The organism is Pseudomonas sp. IT-93MI4 (assembly GCF_949767635.1).
Taxonomy (GTDB): domain Bacteria; phylum Pseudomonadota; class Gammaproteobacteria; order Pseudomonadales; family Pseudomonadaceae; genus Aquipseudomonas; species Aquipseudomonas putida_A.
Genome location: NZ_CATKPP010000022.1, coordinates 480,175 through 498,770 on the forward strand (window position 1 = coordinate 480,175; position 18,596 = coordinate 498,770).

Below are 18,596 nucleotides of genomic sequence, written 5' to 3' on the forward strand. Positions count from 1 at the left end.
TTGGAATACCCGCATGCTTGACACTTTCGATGCCGATCATTTACGCGCCAGCCTCAAGCCTTTGGCCCAGTGGCAGCCGTTGTCGGACGAAGCGAAGGCGTATCAGCGGTTTTATAAAACCGACTTTCCCGAGCGCGATGTCTGGCGCGGCATGGGCCGCTTCGAAGTCGATGGCTATGAACTGGTCAGCCATTGCTGGTGGCCGGAAAAGGTCAAGGGCACGCTGTTTCTGCTGCACGGTTTTTACGATCACACCGGGCTGTATCGGCATGTGATCGAGTGGGCGCTGGATCAGGATTTTGCCGTCATCGCCTGCGACTTGCCGGGTCATGGTTTGTCGAGTGGGCCGCGGGCGAGCATTCGCGACTTCTCCGAATACCAGGACGCCTTGCAGGCGTTGTTCGCCGAAGCCAGTTCGATCGCCCTGCCGCAGCCCTGGCACCTGTGCGGGCAAAGCACTGGCGGCGCGATTGTCGTCGACCATGTACTCAACCATGGCGAGAACAGTCCGGCGCAGGGTCAGTTGATTCTGCTGGCGCCGCTGGTGCGTCCGCGTGCCTGGGGCTGGTCGCAGCTCAGTTATTACCTGCTGAGGCCTTTCGTGCGGGGCATCGCCCGGCGCTTCAGCGAGAACTCCAACGACCCGGATTTCCTGCCGTTCCTGCAGACCGATCCGTTACAGCCAAAACGTTTGCCGACGGCGTGGGTCGGTGCACTGTCGCGCTGGATCATCCGCGTCGAACACGCGAAAAAAAGTCCGCGACGGCCACTGATCATTCAGGGGCAGGCGGACATGACCGTGGATTGGCAGCACAACTTGCAGGTGCTGAAGTGGAAGTTCGACCGGCCGCAGATTCTGCTGCTGCCGCAGGCGCGGCATCATCTGGCGAACGAGACGCTGGAAATGCGCGAGGAGTATTTCGAGTTTCTGAACAAGCGGATCAGGGGGCGGAGTCTCTAGCGTCTTCGAGGGCCTTATCGCGAGCAGGCTCACTCCTACAATTGATCGCGGTCTCCTGTAGGAGTGAGCCTGCTCGCGATGGCGGTCTGAAAGGCGATAAAGATTACTGGCTGTGGTTCGAGGAGCTTTGCCCCACCGCCAACCCCGCCCGGATCGCCGCCAGCGCCGCCTGGTAATACGCCTTGCCTTCGGTGGACTCGGCGAAGGTCGCGAACTGCTCCAGTTCGTCATCCGACAGATCGCGATAAACGTAGAGCAGCGTGTTGTTCAGGTCGGCGCCGATCTGCTCCATCAGGCGCTGGCGCTGACCGTTCAACATGCCTTGCGCCTGACCGCCACCGAGCAGGCCGGGGATCATCGAGCTCAAACTGTCCGCCGCCACCCCGGCAATCGCCAGGCTGACCTCGGCACCGGCCTCGCGCGCCGGCAGCGCTTGCGCCAGATGGCCGATGATCAGCAGGCGGCTGTCGCTGGCCTGCATCTTCGGCAGGCCCTTGGCGTTCTTCGCCAGTTGATCGCGACGGGTGGCGAGCAATTCAGCGGCGACAATTTTTTTGCCCAGCGGCGATTGAAAGAACGTCAGCGCCGGTTGTGGATCGGCCAAGTGCTGGCGCAGTTGCGCTTCGGCACGCTGATCCATGGCCTGGGGGGCGAAGCGCTGGTTGCTGTTGTTGACCAGGGCTTGAAACACCGCCGGCGGCAGGTTGTTCTGGTAGCGCTGCTGCGCGGCACTCAGGGCATCATTGAAATGCGCACGTTGATCTGGCCAGCCGGCGATCTTGTACAGCTGATCGTGGCCGTCCGCCCAGGCGGGCAAAACGCAGAACATCAACAGTGAAAAAAGCAAACGGCGCATAGGGACTCCTGTCAGCAGCGGACTATTCTCCGTGCGGTGCCGGGACTTGTCGAGAATTCGTAGCAAGCCGCTGCGTGGCTCTGTCGGATTTCCTGCCGCCGGCATACTATGCGCGCCATGCAAATATCCTCTGAACACCCGCTGCTGTTACGCATCGTCGACGACCTGGCCGAACACGGCTGGTCGCAGCAGAACATTTTCCTGCCCGCAGGTTTGACCCGCGAGCTGGCGGCCGAGTGCCGCAAACGTGAGGCCGAGGGTGAACTGGCGCCGGCAGCGGTAGGCCGTGGGCCGTTTTCAGAGATTCGCGAGGGTATTCGTGGCGACCACATCCAGTGGATCGACCCGGGCCAGGCCGAGGCCAGCGACCGTTATCTGAACCTGATGGACAGCCTGCGCGAGGCGCTCAATCGCGGGCTGTTCCTCGGGCTCGAGGATTTCGAGTGCCACTTCGCCCTGTATCCGCCGGGCGCGTTTTACCGCAAGCACGTCGACCGTTTTCGCGACGATGACCGGCGCATGGTTTCGGCGGTGGTCTATCTCAATGACGCGTGGCTGCCGGAAGACGGCGGTCAGTTGCGCATGTATCTGGACGAAGACCGGGTCCACGACGTGCAACCCACCGGCGGCTGTCTGGTGGTGTTCCTCTCCGGTGAGGTGCCGCATGAAGTGCTGCCGGCGCACCGCGAACGCCTGTCGCTGACCGGCTGGTTCCGCCGCCGTGGCAACGAGCCGTTCTGATATGCAGAAAATTCTGGTCAGCCGCTGCCTGTTGGGCCACCGCGTGCGTTACGACGGCGGAGCCAGCGGGCCGTTCGATCTGCTCGAACAGTGGATCGCCGAGGGCCGTGTAGTGCCGCTGTGTCCGGAAGTGGCTGGCGGTTTGCCAACCCCGCGTGCAGCGGCGGAAATCCCCGGCGGGCAGGGTGCCGAAGTGCTCGATGGCAAGGCGGCGGTGATCACCACCGAGGGCGAGGACGTCAGCGCGCAGTTTCTCGATGGTGCGCGGCAGGCGCTGGCGCTGGTGCAAAAGCACGGCATCCGCGTGGCAGTGCTCAAGGCCAACAGTCCTTCTTGCGGGAATTTGCTGACCTATGACGGGACGTTCAGTGGGGTGAAGGTCTCGGGAGAAGGCGTGACGGCGGCGCTGCTCAAACGCCATGGGGTTCAAGTCTTCAGTGAGCTCGAGCTGTCGCAGGCCGCAATGGCCCTGACCCACCTCGACTGAAAGCCAACCGTAGACCCCTGTAGGAGTGAGCCTGCTCGCGATAGCTGTCTATCAGCACATGAGTGAATGACTGACAGACCGCTATCGCGAGCAGGCTCACTCCTACAGGGTTTGTATGTTCATTTAGGTTCGGTGAACCACTTCTCGGACAACGCCGCCAACCGCCCATCCGCCTTGATTCGCTGCAACGCACCTTCCAGGCTGGCCTGAAACGCCGGATTACCCTTCTGAAACGGAATCGCCAACTCCACCGGCACCGCCGCCTTCGGCTTCTCCTCGGTCAGCGCCTGTACCAGCACCATCGGTCGAGGCTGCTCATCCTTCTTCGCCAGCAGCTGCGAATCGACCTTGCCGTAAGGCTCGCTGACGTCGAAACGATCCTTGAGTTCAGGTGTCAGTGCTATGTGGTTGAGCGCAACGTCGTACTTGCCGCTTTCAACGCCCTGGAGCAGGTCGGCTTCGTCGGTGACGATGAAGTCGGCGCGCACATCCAGCTCGTTGGCCAGCAGTTGCCCAAGCTCGACCTCGAACCCCGTGAGTGTGTCGCCATCCTTGAAATTGAAGGGCGGTGTATTAGCCTCAAGGGCAATGCGCAACTCGCCACGGTCGTTGACGTCATCAATCAGTTCGGCGTGAGCCAGAGGGCTCAGAAGGGGTAGCAGGCAGATCAGGCCAGGCAGAAAGCGCATGGTCACTCCTTTGAAATCATTATTGCGATGCTCTGAGTCAGGCTCGCTTTGCTATGGTTGTCGAGTGCCTTCGACAACGAATGGTCATGAAGTTGTCATGACCGCGCGGATTTTACGGAAAAACTGGAGAAGAGAATGAAAACGTTTATGTCACGAGCAGCCTTGGCTGGCCTGTTGATGGGTGTTTCAGTGCTGGCCAGTGCAGCGACCCCGGCACCCAAGGGCGCCGAAGTGTTCATCGTTTCTCCCGAAGACGGGGCCACGGTTTCTCAGGAGTTCAAGGTCAAGTTCGGGGTCAAGGACGTTGCGCTGGCACCCGCCGGTGACGTCACCAAGAACACCGGGCACCATCACCTGCTGATTGATGCCAAGGAAATCGTTCCGGCCGGTTCCGTCGTGCCGACCGACGCCAACCATATGCACTTCGGCAAGGCGCAAACCGAGGCCACAATCAAACTGGCCCCGGGCAAGCACACCTTGCAACTGGAGCTGGGCGACAGCGGCCACATGGCGTTCGATCCGCCGATCGTGTCGAAAAAGATCACCGTCAACGTCGAATGACGTTTTCGCACGCATGAAAAAGGGAGCCCGAAGGCTCCCTTTTTTTGTCGCTCAGCGTCGGATCAGAACAACACGCGGCTACGGATGGTGCCGTTGACGTGTTGCAGTTTCTCTTGCGCCAGCTCCGAGTACTCGGCGTCGACGTCGATCACCACGTAACCGACTTTCTCGTTGGTCTGCAGGAACTGACCGGAGATGTTGATACCGTTTTCGGCGAAGACCTTGTTGATCTCGCTCATCACACCCGGGATGTTCTCGTGGATGTGCAGCAGGCGGTGCTTGCCAGGGTGAGCCGGCAGGGCCACTTCCGGGAAGTTCACCGACGAAACGGATGTGCCGTTGTCGCTGTACTTGACCAGTTTTTCCGCCACTTCCAGACCGATGTTGGCCTGCGCTTCGGCAGTCGAGCCACCGATGTGCGGGGTCAGGATCACGTTGTCCAGGCCACGCAGCGGGCTTTCGAACTCTTCGTCGTTGGAGCGAGGCTCCACCGGGAACACGTCGATGGCCGCGCCGATCAGGTGCTTGTCCTTGATCGCGTCCGCCAGGGCGTCCAGCTCGACCACGGTGCCGCGCGCGGCGTTGATCAGGATGCCGCCCTTCTTGATGGCGCGGATTTCCTTCTCGCCGATCATCCACTGGGTCGCAGCGGTTTCCGGAACGTGCAGGGTGACGATGTCGGACATGCCCAGCAGCTCGTGCAGGTTGCCGACCTGAGTGGCGTTGCCCAGCGGCAGCTTGGTCACGGTGTCGTAGAAGAACACCTGCATCCCTAAACCTTCCGCCAGAACCGACAGCTGAGTACCGATCGAGCCGTAGCCGACGATGCCGAGTTTCTTGCCACGGATCTCGAAGGAGTTGGCTGCGGATTTGATCCAGCCGCCACGGTGGCAGGACGCGTTTTTCTCCGGAATGCCGCGCAGCAGCAGGATCGCTTCGGCCAGCACCAGTTCCGCGACGGAGCGGGTGTTGGAGTACGGCGCGTTGAACACGGCGATACCGCGCTCGCGGGCAGCACTCAGGTCAACCTGGTTGGTGCCGATGCAGAAACAGCCGACCGCGACCAGCTTCTTCGCGTGATCGAAGATCTCTTCGGTCAGTTGGGTGCGCGAACGAATGCCGATGAAGTGAGCATCAGCGATCTTTTCCTTGAGCTCGGCTTCTGGCAAGGAGCCTGTCAGGTATTCGATGCTGGTGTAGCCCGCCGCCTTGAGGACGTCGACAGCCGATTGGTGGACGCCTTCGAGAAGAAGGAACTTGATCTTGCTCTTATCGAGAGAAGTCTTGCTCATCTGCGTAAACCTGTATCCCGGAGAAAAATGGCAGGAAATGGTCAACAGACATTGACCTGGACGACAAGAAAGCCGTCACCGCAGAACTGGCCTTGGGCACTGGCCTGCGGGGTCGGTATGCTAGCATAGCCACCCTGCTAAACACTCATTCCTGCGACGTGAAGCGTCTTCAGGATGACCATGAATTGTTCGAGAGTTCTGTCGATGACCAATCCTGCCCTGATTGATGAACTGAAGACCCTGGTCGAGCCTGGCAAGGTCCTGACCGACGCCGACTCCCTGAATGCGTACGGCAAGGATTGGACCAAGCACTTTGCGCCCGCGCCAAGCGCCATCGTGTTTCCCAAGACCATCGAACAGGTGCAGGCCATTGTCCGTTGGGCCAACACCCATAAAGTGGCGCTGGTGCCGTCGGGCGGGCGCACCGGGCTGTCCGCCGCCGCGGTGGCCGCGAATGGCGAAGTGGTGGTGTCGTTCGACTACATGAACCAGATTCTCGACGTGAACCTCACTGACCGCACCGCCGTGTGTCAGCCGGGCGTGGTCACCGAGCACTTGCAGAACGTCGCCGAAGAAAACGGCCTGTACTACCCGGTGGACTTCGCGTCGGCCGGTTCCAGTCAGATTGGCGGCAATATCGGCACCAATGCCGGCGGGATCAAGGTGATTCGCTACGGCATGACCCGTAACTGGGTCGCCGGCCTGAAAGTGGTTACCGGCAAGGGCGATGTGCTGGAGCTGAACAAGGACCTGATCAAGAACGCTACCGGTTACGACTTGCGCCAGTTGTTCATCGGCGCCGAAGGCACCCTCGGCTTTGTGGTCGAAGCGACCATGCGTCTGGATCGCGCGCCGAAAAACCTCACCGCGATGGTCCTCGGCACCGCCGACTTCGACTCGATCATGCCGGTGCTGCACGCCTTCCAGGGCAAACTCGACCTGACCGCGTTCGAATTTTTCTCCGGCAAGGCATTGGCCAAAGTGCTGGGGCGTGGCGACGTACCGGCGCCGTTCGAAACCGACTGCCCGTTCTACGCGCTGCTGGAATTCGAAGCGACCAGCGAAGCAGTGGCCAACACGGCGCTGGAAACCTTCGAACACTGCGTCGAGCAAGGCTGGGTGCTGGACGGTGTGATGAGCCAGAGCGAAACCCAGCTGCAGAACCTGTGGAAGCTACGCGAGTACATCTCCGAGACCATCTCGCACTGGACGCCGTACAAGAACGACATCTCGGTCACCGTGTCGAAAGTCCCAGCATTCCTGCAGGAAATCGACGCGATCGTCGGCGAATACTACCCGGACTTCGAAATCGTCTGGTTCGGCCATATCGGCGACGGCAACCTGCACCTGAACATTCTCAAGCCGGATAATCTGAGCAAGGACGAGTTCTTCGCCAAGTGCGCGACCGTCAACAAGTGGGTGTTCGAAACCGTCGAGAAGTACAACGGTTCGATCTCCGCCGAGCACGGCGTGGGCATGACCAAGCGCGACTACTTGACCTACAGCCGTTCTCCGGTCGAAATCGAGTACATGAAAGCGGTCAAAGCGGTGTTCGACCCGAACGGCATCATGAACCCGGGCAAGATCTTCGCGGTTTGATTGGCAATCCCCTGAATCAATGAAGGCAGGAGTCGGTAAATGAGCTATCAGCACCAGTACGTCGACGGCACGCGCATTCACTTCCCGATCGGGAAAGTGGTGTGCATTGGCCGTAATTACGCCGAACACGCCAAGGAACTGGACAACCCGGTGCCTACCGAGCCGTTGCTGTTCATCAAGCCGGGCAGTTGCGTGGTGCCGCTGGAAGGCGGGTTCAGCATTCCGACCGAGCGCGGTTCGGTGCACTACGAAGCGGAAATCGCCGTGTTGATCGGCAAGCCGCTGTCGACCAAGCCGAGCCGCGAAGAAGTGCTGGATGCGATCTCCGGTTTCGCTCCGGCGCTGGACCTGACCCTGCGCGACAAGCAGGCCGAGCTCAAGTCCAAGGGCCTGCCATGGGAAATCGCCAAGTCGTTCGACGGCGCGGCGGTGATTGCCCCGTTCGTGGTCGGCAGCACTTTCCCTGACCTGACCGACATCGGCATTCGCCTGACCATCAACGGTGAAGTGCGTCAGGACGGCAACAGCAGCGCGATGCTCAACCCGATCGTGCCGATGATCCAGCACATGGCCGGCTGCTTCTCGCTGCAGGCCGGCGACGTGATCCTCACCGGCACGCCAGTGGGCGTCGGCCCGCTGAATGTCGGCGACGACATCGTGCTGGAACTGGTTGGCGCGAGCAGCTTCAGCAGCAGCGTTCGCTAACCGCGAAACCGTAACACCCTGTGGCAGCGAGCCTGTTGTGGTGAGGGGATTTATCCCCGATGGCCTGCGCAGCAGTCCCAGTTTTTGGGGCCGCTTCGCAGCCCATCGGGGATAAATCCCCTCACCACAGTGCTCGCTCCCACATCGCTTTGTGGTGTCCTGAAGAAGGTTGGCGGCACACGCCAATCCCGCCATTTGCCGTTTTTTTCACATCCTGTCCGGATAATTCCTCGCATTCTGGCGTCTGAGCCGGCCTCTTTGTGCTATTACCCTTAGCCTGAATTTTCGGAACGCGTCCCTGATGTCAGCTCACACTCAGCTCAATCCTCCTCGTCGCTCACGTTTCGCCCTGCGCTGGTATGTCTGGCTGTTGCTGGTGCTTGCCGCCGCGTATGGCCTGGCGTTTGCCATGCACTGGGACGACCGTGGCCTGCTGTGGCTGCGCGAGCGCTTCGAGAGCCAGACCGAGCAAAAGGCGAGTATCTGGTTGCCGGACTATCGGGCGGTGATCGATGGCAAACTGCTGCCGGGCATGGAAAAGGACGAGGCCTCGGACCTGTCCTACAACCCGCAGACCAAAACCCTGTTTTCGGTGATGGGCAAGAATCCGTTTCTGGTCGAACTGACCCTGAAGGGTGATGTGCTGCGCAAGATGCCGCTGGTGGGCTGGAGCAATCCGGAGGGCGTGACCGTGATGGAAAACGGCCTGATGGCGATCGTCGATGAGCGCGAACACCTGCTGAGCATCGTCAAGGTCGATGCCAACACCCGCGAGCTGAATATCGCCGACTTCCCGAAATACGATCTCGGTCCGTCGAAAAACCAGAACAAGGCATTCGAAGCAATCACCTGGGATCCGCACAATCAACAGCTACTGCTGGGCGAAGAGCGTCCGCCGGCGCTGTTTACCTGGAAGAGCGACGGCAGCCAGATCCTCAAGGGCGACAAGCAGAAGCTGGCCAGCGATGAACTGGATATCCGCAACCTGTCGGCGCTGGCGATCGACCCGCGTACCGGCCACACCCTGGTGCTGTCTGCCGATTCGCATCTGTTGTTGGAGCTGGACGAGAAGGGTGAGCAGGTCAGCTTCATGACCCTGCTTGGCGGCTTCAATGGTTTGAAGGACACCATCCCCCGCGCCGAAGGCGTGACCATGGACGACGCCGGTACGCTGTACATGGTCAGCGAGCCGAACCTGTTCTATCGCTTCGAAAAGCAGAAATAACCACCTTTCACTAATCCTCATGTAGGAGCTGCCGCAGGGTTGTCTTGTGGCCTGAGGCAAGTGGCCATTAAGCTTCAGTTCAGACAGGCGTGATATTTCATCCGCCTGTTTTGATCCCGAGCCTGCCTGAATGCGTCGACTTGCCCGCCCCAAGCCCCTGTTTATCATCCTGTCGGTTGTTGTCCTGATCGTGTTGATCGCGATCGGCCAATACCTGCGCCTGTTCGAGCGCGCCTGGTTCAATCTGCATACCTTGTGGCAGCCGTTGAGCAGCGAGGCCATTGGTCTGGATCAATACCGGGTCGAGGTCGAGGCCAGGATCATCGACGGCCTGAACGACGATGTCTCGGCGCTGACCTACGATCCGGTGCGCAAAAGCCTGTTCACCGTGACCAACAAGAATGCCGAGTTGGTCGAGTTGTCGCTGGACGGCAAAATCCTGCGGCGTATCGCGCTGATCGGCTTCGGCGATCCTGAAGCGGTGGAGTTTATCAGCGCCGACACCTATGTGATCACCGACGAGCGCCAGCAACGCCTGATCAAAGTCCATTTGGAGCGGGACACCGCGTTCCTTGATGCGGCGGACGCCGAACAGATGACCCTCGGCGTGCACATGAGTGGCAACAAGGGCTTCGAAGGCCTCGCGTACGACTCAGTGGGCAAGCGCCTGTTCGTCGCCAAGGAGCGTGACCCGATGCTGATTTATGAGGTGCACGGTTTTCCGCACTTCAACCCGGAAAAATCCTACGCGGTGCACGTGATCAACGACCCCAAGCGCGATGCCGGGATGTTCGTGCGCGATCTGTCGAGCCTGCAATACGACGAGCGCAGCGGCCATTTGCTGGCGCTGTCCGACGAGTCGGGGCTGATTCTGGAACTGGACGTGGACGGGCGGCCGCTGAGTACCTTGTCGCTGAACAAGGGGCGGCAGGGTTTGCAGAAGAGCGTACCGCAGGCCGAAGGCATTGCGATGGATGACGACGGGACGTTGTATCTGGTGAGTGAACCGAACTTGTTTTACGTCTTCAAAAAACCTGCGCAAAACTGACTGACACCCCAAAAAACCAAATGTGGGAGCGGGCTTGCTCGCGAATGCGGTGTATCAGAAAAATTAATGTATCTGACACACCGCATTCGCGAGCAAGCCCGCTCCCACAGGGGGTAATGCATTTGTCTGCAAGAGTGTGGGCAGTCTGGGCTTACTCAGCCTTCAGGGTTTTCACACCTTCGCTGGTCCCCAACAACAGCAGATCCGCCGGACGCGCCGCGAACAGGCCATTGGTGACCACGCCGACGATCGCATTGATCTGCGCTTCCAGCTCCACCGGGTTGGTGATCTGCAGGTTGAACACGTCGAGGATGATGTTGCCGTTGTCGGTCAGCACGCCTTCGCGGTACACCGGGTCGCCGCCCAGTTTCACCAGTTGGCGGGCGACGTGGCTGCGAGCCATCGGGATCACTTCCACCGGCAGCGGGAACTCGCCCAGCACCGGCACCAGTTTGCTGGCGTCGGCGATGCAGATGAAGGTCTTGGCCACGGCCGCGACGATCTTCTCGCGAGTCAGGGCGGCGCCGCCACCCTTGATCAGGTTCAGGTGCGCGTCGCTCTCGTCGGCGCCGTCGACGTAGAACTCCAGGTCGCTGACGGTGTTCAGCTCATACACCGGAATCCCGTGGCCCTTGAGGCGCGCCGCAGTGGCTTCGGAGCTGGCAACCGCGCCATCGAATGCGCCCTTGTGCTGGGCCAGTGCATCGATGAAGCAGTTGGCGGTGGAGCCGGTGCCGACCCCGACGATGCTCTTGTCGTCGAGTTTCGGAAGGATGAAGTCGACGGCGGCCTGAGCCACTGCCTGTTTGAGTTGATCCTGGGTCATGCGGGCTCCGGAAGCGGGCAAGGTGAGTGCGGAAAGGCCGGCATTATAGCCGCAAGCCGGGCTAAAACCTCCTGATTCGTGTGGTCGCACGGGCAAAAGCCGGGTTAGACTCGTCGGTCCCGCCCAATCGCCAGTGATGCTTTCCGATGCTCGAACAGTACGTCAAAAAGATCCTCACCTCGCGCGTTTATGACGTTGCCGTAGAAACCCCGCTGCAGAACGCTCGCCAGCTCTCCGAGCGGCTGGGCAATGACATTTGGCTCAAGCGTGAAGACTTGCAGCCGGTGTTCTCGTTCAAGATTCGCGGCGCCTACAACAAGTTGACCCAGTTGACTGACGAAGAGCGCGCCCGTGGCGTGGTCACTGCGTCGGCGGGCAACCATGCGCAGGGTCTGGCGCTGGCGGCGAAAGTGCTGGGTGTGAAAGCGACCATCGTGATGCCCAAGACTACTCCGGAGATCAAGGTCGAAGGCGTGCGTTCGCGTGGCGGCAAAGTCGTGCTGCACGGTGATTCGTTCCCGGAAGCACTGGCCTACTCGCTGAAGCTGGTCGATGAAAAGGGCTACGTCTACATCCACCCGTACGACGATCCGCACACCATTGCCGGGCAGGGCACCGTGGCGATGGAAATTCTGCGCCAGCACCCGCAACCGCTGGACGCGATCTTCGTGCCGGTCGGCGGCGGCGGTCTGATCGCCGGTATTGCGGCGTACGTGAAATACCTGCGTCCGGACATCAAGGTCATCGGCGTCGAGCCGGACGACTCCAACTGCCTGCAAGCGGCCATGGCCGCCGGCGAGCGCGTGGTGCTGCCGACCGTAGGCATCTTCGCCGACGGCGTGGCCGTGGCGCAGATCGGCCAGCACACCTTCGACATCTGCAAGGATTACGTCGACGAAGTGATCACCGTCAGCACCGACGAGATCTGCGCGGCCATCAAGGATATTTACGACGATACCCGCTCGATCACCGAACCTGCCGGCGCCTTGGGCGTGGCCGGGATCAAGAAGTACGTCGAGTTGCGCGGCGTCAGTGGCCAGACCTTCGTCGCCATCGACTCCGGGGCCAACGTCAACTTCGATCGCCTGCGCCACGTCGCCGAGCGCGCCGAGCTGGGCGAGGGTCGCGAAGCGATCATCGCCGTGACCATCCCGGAGCAGGCCGGCAGCTTCAAGGCGTTTTGCGAAGCGATCGGCAAGCGCCAGATCACCGAATTCAACTACCGCTACAACACCGGCAGCGAAGCGCACATCTTCGTCGGCGTGCAGACTCACCCGGAAAACGACCCGCGCAGCGCACTGCTGGCGAGCCTGACCGAGCAGGGCTTCCCGGTACTCGACCTGACCGATAACGAATTGGCCAAGTTGCACATCCGCCACATGGTCGGCGGCCACGCGGCGCACGTGATCGACGAAGTGGTGTTTCGCTTCGAATTCCCGGAACGTCCGGGCGCGCTGTTCAACTTTCTCAACAAGCTCGGCGGGCGCTGGAACATCTCGATGTTCCACTATCGCAATCATGGCGCGGCGGATGGTCGTGTCGTCGCAGGCCTGCAAGTACCGCATGACGAGCGTCATCTGGTGCCGGCGGCACTTGAAGAAATCGGCTACCCGTACTGGGATGAAAGCGAGAACCCGGCCTATCAGCTGTTTCTTGGCTGAGCGGCTACGCTGATGGGCAGGCCCTGAGGAAATCGAACAATGGAAACGTTAACTGCCCTGAAAGCCGCGCACATGGTCGCCACTGTAGTATTGCTGGCTGGTGCGCTCGGGTTGGGAGTCTGGGTTTTTCTGGCGCGCCGCAAAGGTGATGCAACGGCTGGCAGCCGCACCTTGCAACGGCCACGGGTGTTCATCTGGCTGTTGATGGGCCTGGCGTTGCTGAGCATGCCGTTTACCGGCTGGGGCATGGTGCATCTGGTCGGCTGGCCGCTGGGGCAGACCTGGCTGCTGGCCTCCAGCGTGCTGTACACCGTGGCCGCGCTGGCGTGGTTCTGGTTGCTGGTGCGGTTGAATCGCTTGCGCAAGGCGCCGGGTGGCGTCGGCAGGTTCAGCTTTGCCTTGGCGTTGTTCAGTGTTGTCTGCTTTATCGCCATTGCCGGGTTGATGGGCGCCAAGCCTGTTTAAGGCTTGAGACCGCGTCGAGCCCATTCGGGAGCAAGCCCCCTCCCACATTGGATTTGTGTTGTGAACACCATCCCCTGTGGGAGCGAGCCTGCTCGCGAAGGCGTAATCAGCCGCGCAACGAAATCACCGGCCAGCCCCGCTTCTCGGCCTCGGCGCGCAGATTCGGATCTGGATCCACCGCCACCGGGTTCGCCACCTGCTCCAGCAGCGGCAGGTCATTCATCGAGTCGCTGTAGAAATAGCTGTCATCCAGCGAATGCCCGGTTTCCTCCAGCCAGCGATTCAGGCGCGTCACCTTGCCTTCGCGGAAGCACGGAATGTCGGTGCTGCGCCCGGTGTAGCGGCCATCGACCATCTCGCACTCGGTGGCGATCAGGGTTTCGACGCCCAGGCGCACCGCAATCGGCGCGGTGACGAAGCGGTTGGTGGCGGTGATGATCACCAGTTTGTCGCCGGCGTCGCGGTGCTGTTTGAGCAGTTCCAGCGCCTTGGGCAGCACGATCGGCTCGATGCAGTCGCGCATGTAGTCGTTGTGCCACTGTTCAAGCACGGCCATTTCGGTGCGGCCGAGGATTTCCAGGCAGAAGTTCAGGTACGCGGCGTTATCCAGTTGGCCGGCCAGGTAATCCTGGTAGAACTCGTCGTTGCGCTGCTTGTATGCAACCGGGTCGAGGAAGCCGCGTTCGCACAGATAGTCGCCCCAGGCGTGATCGCTGTCGCCGCCCAGAAGGGTGTTGTCCAAATCGAATAGAGCCAGGCGCATTGCAGTTACCCGCTGAAAAGTCAGTAAAAAGGCGACAAGAATACGGTCTTTTCACAAGAGTGCACATAAGGTAGGAACCTTCGTTGCCGCCTTATCAAGCTTTGTGGAACAATGCGGCGACATGCGTTTGCGAGGTTGTTGCCGTGATCGACCCCGATGGTTTCCGCCCCAATGTCGGGATCATTCTGACGAATGACGCCGGCCAGGTGCTATGGGCTCGCCGTATCAATCAAGATGCCTGGCAGTTTCCACAAGGGGGAATCAACCCCGAGGAGACGCCGGAAGACGCCTTGTACCGCGAGCTGAACGAAGAAGTTGGCCTGGAACGTGAAGATGTTGAAATACTGGCCTGTACCCGGGGCTGGTTGCGCTATCGTTTGCCGCAACGTCTGGTGCGTACCCACAGCCAACCGCTGTGCATCGGCCAGAAGCAGAAATGGTTTCTCCTGCGCCTGATCTCCAACGAGCAGCGGGTGCGGATGGATTTGACCGGTAAACCGGAGTTCGATGGCTGGCGCTGGGTCAGTTATTGGTATCCGTTGGGCCAGGTGGTGACATTCAAGCGCGAGGTGTATCGACGCGCCCTCAAAGAGCTTGCCCCGCGCCTTTTAGCGCGCGACTGACGACGGAGTTCGACCCCGAGCCATGCTCAATACGCTGCGCAAGATCGTCCAGGAAGTTAACTCCGCCAAGGATCTCAAGGCGGCGTTGGGGATTATTGTGTTGCGCGTCAAAGAGGCCATGGGCAGCCAGGTCTGCTCGGTCTACCTGCTTGATCCCGAGACCAACCGCTTCGTCCTGATGGCCACCGAGGGCTTGAACAAGCGCTCGATCGGCAAGGTCAGCATGGCACCCAACGAAGGTCTGGTGGGTCTGGTCGGCACGCGTGAAGAACCCCTGAACCTCGAAAACGCCGCGGATCACCCGCGCTACCGCTACTTCGCCGAGACCGGCGAGGAGCGCTACGCCTCCTTCCTCGGGGCGCCGATCATTCACCACCGCCGCGTCGTCGGCGTGTTGGTCATCCAGCAGAAAGAACGCCGCCAGTTCGATGAAGGTGAAGAAGCCTTCCTCGTGACCATGAGCGCGCAGCTCGCCGGCGTTATCGCCCACGCCGAGGCCACCGGGTCGATCCGTGGCCTGGGCCGTCAGGGCAAGGGCATTCAGGAAGCCAAGTTCGTCGGCGTACCGGGTTCGCCGGGTGCCGCCGTCGGTACTGCGGTGGTGATGCTGCCGCCGGCGGATCTGGACGTGGTGCCGGACAAGCACATCACTGACATCGACGCCGAGCTGGCGCTGTTCAAGACCGCCATCGAAGGCGTGCGCGCCGACATGCGCGCGTTGTCCGCCAAGCTTGCGACCCAGCTGCGCCCGGAAGAGCGTGCGCTGTTCGACGTCTACCTGATGATGCTTGACGATGCCTCGCTGGGCAGCGAAATCACCACCGTGATCAAGACCGGCCAGTGGGCCCAGGGCGCGCTGCGTCAGGTGGTCACTGAGCACGTCAACCGTTTCGAACTGATGGACGACGCCTACCTGCGCGAGCGTGCGTCGGACGTCAAAGACCTCGGTCGGCGCCTGCTGGCCTACCTGCAGGAAGAGCGTCAGCAGAATCTGGTCTACCCGGAAAAAACCATTCTGGTCAGCGAAGAACTGACGCCGGCGATGCTCGGCGAGGTGCCGGAAGGCACATTGGTCGGTCTGGTGTCGGTCCTCGGTTCGGGTAACTCGCACGTCGCGATCCTGGCCCGGGCCATGGGCATTCCGACGGTGATGGGCCTGGTTGACTTGCCGTACGCCAAGGTTGACGGCATCGAGGTGATCGTCGATGGCACCCGCGGCGAGGTCTACACCAACCCCAGCGATGTGCTGCGCAAGCAGTTCGCCGAGGTGGTCGAAGAAGAGAAACAGCTGGCGCTGGGCCTCGACACCCTGCGTGATCTGCCGTGCGTGACCCTCGATGGCCATCGCATGCCGTTGTGGGTCAACACCGGTCTGCTGGCCGATGTGGCGCGGGCGCAGAAGCGCGGCGCCGAGGGAGTCGGTCTGTACCGCACCGAAGTGCCGTTCATGATCAACCAGCGTTTCCCGAGCGAAAAGGAACAACTGGCGATCTACCGCGAGCAACTCGCCGCGTTCCACCCGCAACCGGTAACCATGCGCAGCCTGGACATCGGCGGCGACAAGTCGCTGTCGTACTTCCCGATCAAGGAAGACAACCCGTTCCTCGGCTGGCGCGGGATTCGCGTGACCCTCGACCACCCGGAAATCTTCCTGGTGCAGACCCGCGCGATGCTCAAGGCCAGCGAAGGCCTGAACAACCTGCGGATCCTGCTGCCGATGATCTCCGGCACCCACGAACTCGAAGAAGCCCTGCACCTGATCCACCGGGCCTGGGGCGAAGTGCGTGACGAAGGCACCGACGTGCCGATGCCGCCAATCGGGGTGATGATTGAAATTCCGGCTGCGGTGTACCAGACCAAGGAACTGGCGCGGCAGGTGGACTTCCTGTCGGTCGGCTCCAACGACCTGACCCAGTACCTGCTAGCCGTCGACCGCAACAACCCGCGAGTGGCCGACCTCTACGACTACCTGCACCCGGCGGTGCTGCAAGCCCTGCAAACCGTGGTCCGCGACGCGCATGCCGAAGGCAAACCGGTGAGTATCTGCGGCGAAATGGCCGGTGATCCGGCAGCGGCGGTGCTGTTGATGGCGATGGGCTTCGACAGCTTGTCGATGAACGCCACCAACTTGCCGAAAGTGAAGTGGATGCTGCGCCAGATCAACCTGAGCAAGGCCAAGGATCTGCTGGCGGAGCTGATGAAGATCGATAACCCGCAAGTGATCCACAGCTCGCTGCAACTGGCGCTGAAGAATCTCGGGTTGTCGAAGATGAATCCGCCGGCGGTCAACAAGGCCCTCTGAAAGGCTGATGGCCCCTTCGCGAGCAAGCCCGCTCCCACAGGGATTTGTGTCGATCACAGAACCAATGTGGGAGCGGGCTTGCTCGCGAAGGCGTCAGTCCCGCTACCGCTAAACCTGAACCTCCACCTCACCCAAATGCCCGCCATACGGCCCGAAACTGCGCTCGACCATCCGCCGCGTGCCGTCCGCCTGCACGATCAACGCCGTACTCGCCCGTGTCCCGTAACTTTGACTGGCAATAAACACACTCGACAGTAACGATTCAGTCGCCAGTCCGACCCCGGTGTCCGGCAATTCATTAAACGGCGCGGTCTGCGCATCGCTCAGTAACCCCAGCAGTCGCGCAGGCTGCGGATCATCCAGCACCGCACTCAGTGCAGCCTTGGCCTTGAGCAACTTCGGCCACGGTGTATCCAGCCCGGCATTGGATAGCCCGTAAACCCCGGGTTCGAGCATCACCGGCTCAGACGTCAGCGCATTGAAGTGCCACAGCTCATGGGTATTACCCAGCAGCAGATTGAACCCGGCGTACTCCGGCGAGCGCGCGACCACATCGCTTAAATAATCATCAATCGACGCATCGCCCGTGAGAAACCGCGCCACCAGCTCGCCCCTTGATTTACGCGCCGGAGGCTGGTGTGGATCGCGGATATTGGTCAGTGCGGCGAAGCGTCCGTTGGCACCAATCCCCAGCCACGTGCCGCCCGCCTCAAGATCGCGCCCGGCATGCACGTGCGGTGCGTCGGCCCATGGCGCCAGCGGCAGGCTCGGGCGGGCGTAGAACTCGTCACGGTTGGCCGCGACGATCAGCGGCTGGGCATGGCCCGGGCGCCAGGCGAAAACGATCAGGCACATAAGGTGGTCCTTGTGCGTTTTCTGCTCACTCTACGCAGTCGGCGTCCGTGCATCCATCGTCAGTGGAGCCAAAGGGCATGCATCCGTTACCATGCCGCTCCGGTTTTGGGGATGCGTCTGGGAGACGGTCATGGAATTTCTGCTCTATCTGGCGTTGGGCGCCTGTGCGGGCGTGCTGGCCGGGCTGTTCGGGGTGGGCGGCGGGATCATTATTGTCCCGGTGCTGGTGTTCAGTTTTACCTTGCAGGGATTCGATCAGTCGATCCTCACGCATCTGGCGGTAGGGACATCGCTGGCGACCATCATCTTCACTTCGGTCAACGCCGTGCGTGAACACCATCGACGTGGTGCGGTGCGCTGGCCGATCTTCATGTGGATGACCGTGGGTATTCTGCTCGGCGCCGGTTTTGGGGCGCTGACGGCCGAGGCGATTTCCGGGCCGAACCTGCAGAAGATCATCGGCGTGTTCGCCTTGGTGATTGCCGTGCAACTGGCGCTGGAGGTCAAACCCAAGGCCAGTCGAACGGTGCCGGGCAAACTCGGTCTGACCGTGGCCGGCAGTGTGATCGGCTGGGCCTCGGCGATTTTCGGAATCGGCGGCGGTTCGCTGACCGTGCCGTTCCTGACCTGGCGCAGCGTGCCGATGCAGCAGGCGGTGGCAACGTCGTCGGCCTGTGGCTTGCCGATTGCTGTGGCGAGTGCGTTAAGTTTCATGATTCTGGGCTGGCATGATCCGCTGTTGCCGCCGCATAGTCTCGGTTTTGTCTATTTGCCGGCGCTGCTGGGCATTGCCCTGACCAGCATGGTGTTCGCCCGTCTCGGCGCGCGCCTGGCACACAGATTGTCGCCGCGCTTGCTGAAACGGCTGTTCGCCGCTTTGCTGTTCTGCGTGGGCCTGAATTTCCTGCTCTGATCCGCTGGGTCAGAACGGGCCGCA

At 61.1% G+C, this 18,596-nt stretch carries 19 protein-coding genes; 13 read left to right on the top strand and 6 right to left on the bottom strand.

Annotation, left to right across the window (positions count from 1 at the left end):
• The first annotated feature begins 13 nt into the window (after positions 1–13).
• The gene (locus tag ACM6I7_RS13990) at positions 14–961 is read left to right on the top strand and encodes an alpha/beta hydrolase (RefSeq protein WP_414888743.1); all 948 of its coding nucleotides are present in this window, start codon (positions 14–16) and stop codon (positions 959–961) included.
• A 103-nt stretch (positions 962–1,064) separates the two neighbouring features.
• Here the strand turns inward: ACM6I7_RS13990 and ACM6I7_RS13995 are convergent, their stop codons facing one another.
• A complete protein-coding gene (locus ACM6I7_RS13995) occupies positions 1,065–1,817 on the bottom strand; it encodes a DUF2059 domain-containing protein (RefSeq protein ID WP_414888744.1) in 753 nt (250 codons plus the stop codon).
• A gap of 108 nt (positions 1,818–1,925) precedes the next feature.
• Here ACM6I7_RS13995 and ACM6I7_RS14000 point away from each other — a divergent pair, with 108 nt between their 5' ends.
• Positions 1,926–2,558 carry a 2OG-Fe(II) oxygenase gene (locus tag ACM6I7_RS14000; protein WP_027610525.1) on the top strand — a complete coding sequence of 211 codons (633 nt, stop codon included), beginning with the start codon at positions 1,926–1,928 and terminating at the stop codon, positions 2,556–2,558.
• Position 2,559: 1 nt separating this feature from the next.
• Positions 2,560–3,045, top strand: coding sequence for a DUF523 domain-containing protein (locus tag ACM6I7_RS14005; protein ID WP_414888745.1), 486 nt, complete (start codon positions 2,560–2,562; stop codon positions 3,043–3,045).
• Between the two features lie 119 nt (positions 3,046–3,164).
• Here the strand turns inward: ACM6I7_RS14005 and ACM6I7_RS14010 are convergent, their stop codons facing one another.
• Entirely contained in the window at positions 3,165–3,734 is a 570-nt protein-coding gene (locus ACM6I7_RS14010) for a transporter substrate-binding domain-containing protein (protein ID WP_414888746.1), read from the bottom strand.
• Between the two features lie 135 nt (positions 3,735–3,869).
• Between ACM6I7_RS14010 and ACM6I7_RS14015 the strand changes: the two genes are divergently transcribed.
• Positions 3,870–4,295 (top strand): DUF4399 domain-containing protein, encoded by a 426-nt coding sequence (locus ACM6I7_RS14015; RefSeq protein ID WP_027610528.1) that lies wholly within the window; start codon positions 3,870–3,872, stop codon positions 4,293–4,295.
• Between the two features lie 62 nt (positions 4,296–4,357).
• On the opposite strand, the gene serA is transcribed toward ACM6I7_RS14015, so the two are convergent.
• Positions 4,358–5,587 (bottom strand): phosphoglycerate dehydrogenase, encoded by a 1,230-nt coding sequence (gene serA / locus ACM6I7_RS14020; protein ID WP_003229219.1) that lies wholly within the window; start codon positions 5,585–5,587, stop codon positions 4,358–4,360.
• Between the two features lie 204 nt (positions 5,588–5,791).
• Here serA and ACM6I7_RS14025 point away from each other — a divergent pair, with 204 nt between their 5' ends.
• The 4 genes from ACM6I7_RS14025 (at position 5,792) to ACM6I7_RS14040 (ending at position 10,164) form a co-directional block, all read left to right on the top strand.
• Positions 5,792–7,186: an FAD-binding oxidoreductase gene (locus tag ACM6I7_RS14025; protein WP_414888747.1), complete on the top strand. Its 1,395-nt coding sequence runs from the start codon at positions 5,792–5,794 to the stop codon at positions 7,184–7,186.
• Positions 7,187–7,225: 39 nt separating this feature from the next.
• Positions 7,226–7,891: a fumarylacetoacetate hydrolase family protein gene (locus ACM6I7_RS14030; RefSeq protein WP_027610530.1), complete on the top strand. Its 666-nt coding sequence runs from the start codon at positions 7,226–7,228 to the stop codon at positions 7,889–7,891.
• Positions 7,892–8,192: 301 nt separating this feature from the next.
• Positions 8,193–9,116, top strand: a complete 924-nt coding sequence (locus ACM6I7_RS14035) for an SdiA-regulated domain-containing protein (RefSeq protein WP_414888748.1) — start codon at positions 8,193–8,195, stop codon at positions 9,114–9,116.
• A gap of 130 nt (positions 9,117–9,246) precedes the next feature.
• Positions 9,247–10,164, top strand: a complete 918-nt coding sequence (locus ACM6I7_RS14040; protein ID WP_414888750.1) for an SdiA-regulated domain-containing protein — start codon at positions 9,247–9,249, stop codon at positions 10,162–10,164.
• A 151-nt stretch (positions 10,165–10,315) separates the two neighbouring features.
• Here ACM6I7_RS14040 and rpiA read toward each other — a convergent pair whose 3' ends face one another.
• Positions 10,316–10,990 (bottom strand): ribose-5-phosphate isomerase RpiA, encoded by a 675-nt coding sequence (rpiA, locus tag ACM6I7_RS14045; RefSeq protein ID WP_007913886.1) that lies wholly within the window; start codon positions 10,988–10,990, stop codon positions 10,316–10,318.
• A gap of 146 nt (positions 10,991–11,136) precedes the next feature.
• Here rpiA and ilvA point away from each other — a divergent pair, with 146 nt between their 5' ends.
• A complete protein-coding gene (gene ilvA / locus ACM6I7_RS14050) occupies positions 11,137–12,651 on the top strand; it encodes a threonine ammonia-lyase, biosynthetic (RefSeq protein WP_027610533.1) in 1,515 nt (504 codons plus the stop codon).
• A gap of 39 nt (positions 12,652–12,690) precedes the next feature.
• Positions 12,691–13,116 carry a DUF2269 domain-containing protein gene (locus tag ACM6I7_RS14055; RefSeq protein ID WP_414888751.1) on the top strand — a complete coding sequence of 142 codons (426 nt, stop codon included), beginning with the start codon at positions 12,691–12,693 and terminating at the stop codon, positions 13,114–13,116.
• Positions 13,117–13,222: 106 nt separating this feature from the next.
• Here ACM6I7_RS14055 and ACM6I7_RS14060 read toward each other — a convergent pair whose 3' ends face one another.
• Positions 13,223–13,879 carry an HAD family hydrolase gene (locus tag ACM6I7_RS14060; RefSeq protein ID WP_027610535.1) on the bottom strand — a complete coding sequence of 219 codons (657 nt, stop codon included), beginning with the start codon at positions 13,877–13,879 and terminating at the stop codon, positions 13,223–13,225.
• Positions 13,880–14,022: 143 nt separating this feature from the next.
• Between ACM6I7_RS14060 and ACM6I7_RS14065 the strand changes: the two genes are divergently transcribed.
• Positions 14,023–14,502 carry an RNA pyrophosphohydrolase gene (locus ACM6I7_RS14065; RefSeq protein ID WP_003229203.1) on the top strand — a complete coding sequence of 160 codons (480 nt, stop codon included), beginning with the start codon at positions 14,023–14,025 and terminating at the stop codon, positions 14,500–14,502.
• A gap of 22 nt (positions 14,503–14,524) precedes the next feature.
• Positions 14,525–16,804, top strand: coding sequence for a phosphoenolpyruvate--protein phosphotransferase (gene ptsP / locus ACM6I7_RS14070; RefSeq protein ID WP_007965577.1), 2,280 nt, complete (start codon positions 14,525–14,527; stop codon positions 16,802–16,804).
• Positions 16,805–16,912: 108 nt separating this feature from the next.
• On the opposite strand, the gene ACM6I7_RS14075 is transcribed toward ptsP, so the two are convergent.
• The gene (locus ACM6I7_RS14075) at positions 16,913–17,659 is read right to left on the bottom strand and encodes an NRDE family protein (RefSeq protein WP_414888752.1); all 747 of its coding nucleotides are present in this window, start codon (positions 17,657–17,659) and stop codon (positions 16,913–16,915) included.
• A 130-nt stretch (positions 17,660–17,789) separates the two neighbouring features.
• Here ACM6I7_RS14075 and ACM6I7_RS14080 point away from each other — a divergent pair, with 130 nt between their 5' ends.
• Positions 17,790–18,572, top strand: a complete 783-nt coding sequence (locus ACM6I7_RS14080) for a sulfite exporter TauE/SafE family protein (RefSeq protein WP_027610537.1) — start codon at positions 17,790–17,792, stop codon at positions 18,570–18,572.
• Positions 18,573–18,596: the final 24 nt, after the last annotated feature.

What these genes read in the sequence shown, in the direction of transcription:
- ACM6I7_RS13995 (WP_414888744.1), bottom strand. Translation starts at nt 1,817, where the DNA reads ATGCGCCGTTTGCTTTTTTCACTGTTGATGTTCTGCGTTTTGCCCGCC.
- ACM6I7_RS14055 (WP_414888751.1), top strand. Translation starts at nt 12,691, where the DNA reads ATGGAAACGTTAACTGCCCTGAAAGCCGCGCACATGGTCGCCACTGTA.
- ACM6I7_RS14030 (WP_027610530.1), top strand. Translation starts at nt 7,226, where the DNA reads ATGAGCTATCAGCACCAGTACGTCGACGGCACGCGCATTCACTTCCCG.
- ACM6I7_RS14010 (WP_414888746.1), bottom strand. Translation starts at nt 3,734, where the DNA reads ATGCGCTTTCTGCCTGGCCTGATCTGCCTGCTACCCCTTCTGAGCCCT.
- ilvA (WP_027610533.1), top strand. Translation starts at nt 11,137, where the DNA reads ATGCTCGAACAGTACGTCAAAAAGATCCTCACCTCGCGCGTTTATGAC.
- ACM6I7_RS14000 (WP_027610525.1), top strand. Translation starts at nt 1,926, where the DNA reads ATGCGCGCCATGCAAATATCCTCTGAACACCCGCTGCTGTTACGCATC.
- serA (WP_003229219.1), bottom strand. Translation starts at nt 5,587, where the DNA reads ATGAGCAAGACTTCTCTCGATAAGAGCAAGATCAAGTTCCTTCTTCTC.
- ptsP (WP_007965577.1), top strand. Translation starts at nt 14,525, where the DNA reads ATGCTCAATACGCTGCGCAAGATCGTCCAGGAAGTTAACTCCGCCAAG.
- ACM6I7_RS14075 (WP_414888752.1), bottom strand. Translation starts at nt 17,659, where the DNA reads ATGTGCCTGATCGTTTTCGCCTGGCGCCCGGGCCATGCCCAGCCGCTG.
- ACM6I7_RS14005 (WP_414888745.1), top strand. Translation starts at nt 2,560, where the DNA reads ATGCAGAAAATTCTGGTCAGCCGCTGCCTGTTGGGCCACCGCGTGCGT.
- ACM6I7_RS14015 (WP_027610528.1), top strand. Translation starts at nt 3,870, where the DNA reads ATGAAAACGTTTATGTCACGAGCAGCCTTGGCTGGCCTGTTGATGGGT.
- ACM6I7_RS13990 (WP_414888743.1), top strand. Translation starts at nt 14, where the DNA reads ATGCTTGACACTTTCGATGCCGATCATTTACGCGCCAGCCTCAAGCCT.
- ACM6I7_RS14025 (WP_414888747.1), top strand. Translation starts at nt 5,792, where the DNA reads ATGACCAATCCTGCCCTGATTGATGAACTGAAGACCCTGGTCGAGCCT.
- rpiA (WP_007913886.1), bottom strand. Translation starts at nt 10,990, where the DNA reads ATGACCCAGGATCAACTCAAACAGGCAGTGGCTCAGGCCGCCGTCGAC.
- ACM6I7_RS14035 (WP_414888748.1), top strand. Translation starts at nt 8,193, where the DNA reads ATGTCAGCTCACACTCAGCTCAATCCTCCTCGTCGCTCACGTTTCGCC.
- ACM6I7_RS14060 (WP_027610535.1), bottom strand. Translation starts at nt 13,879, where the DNA reads ATGCGCCTGGCTCTATTCGATTTGGACAACACCCTTCTGGGCGGCGAC.
- ACM6I7_RS14040 (WP_414888750.1), top strand. Translation starts at nt 9,247, where the DNA reads ATGCGTCGACTTGCCCGCCCCAAGCCCCTGTTTATCATCCTGTCGGTT.
- ACM6I7_RS14080 (WP_027610537.1), top strand. Translation starts at nt 17,790, where the DNA reads ATGGAATTTCTGCTCTATCTGGCGTTGGGCGCCTGTGCGGGCGTGCTG.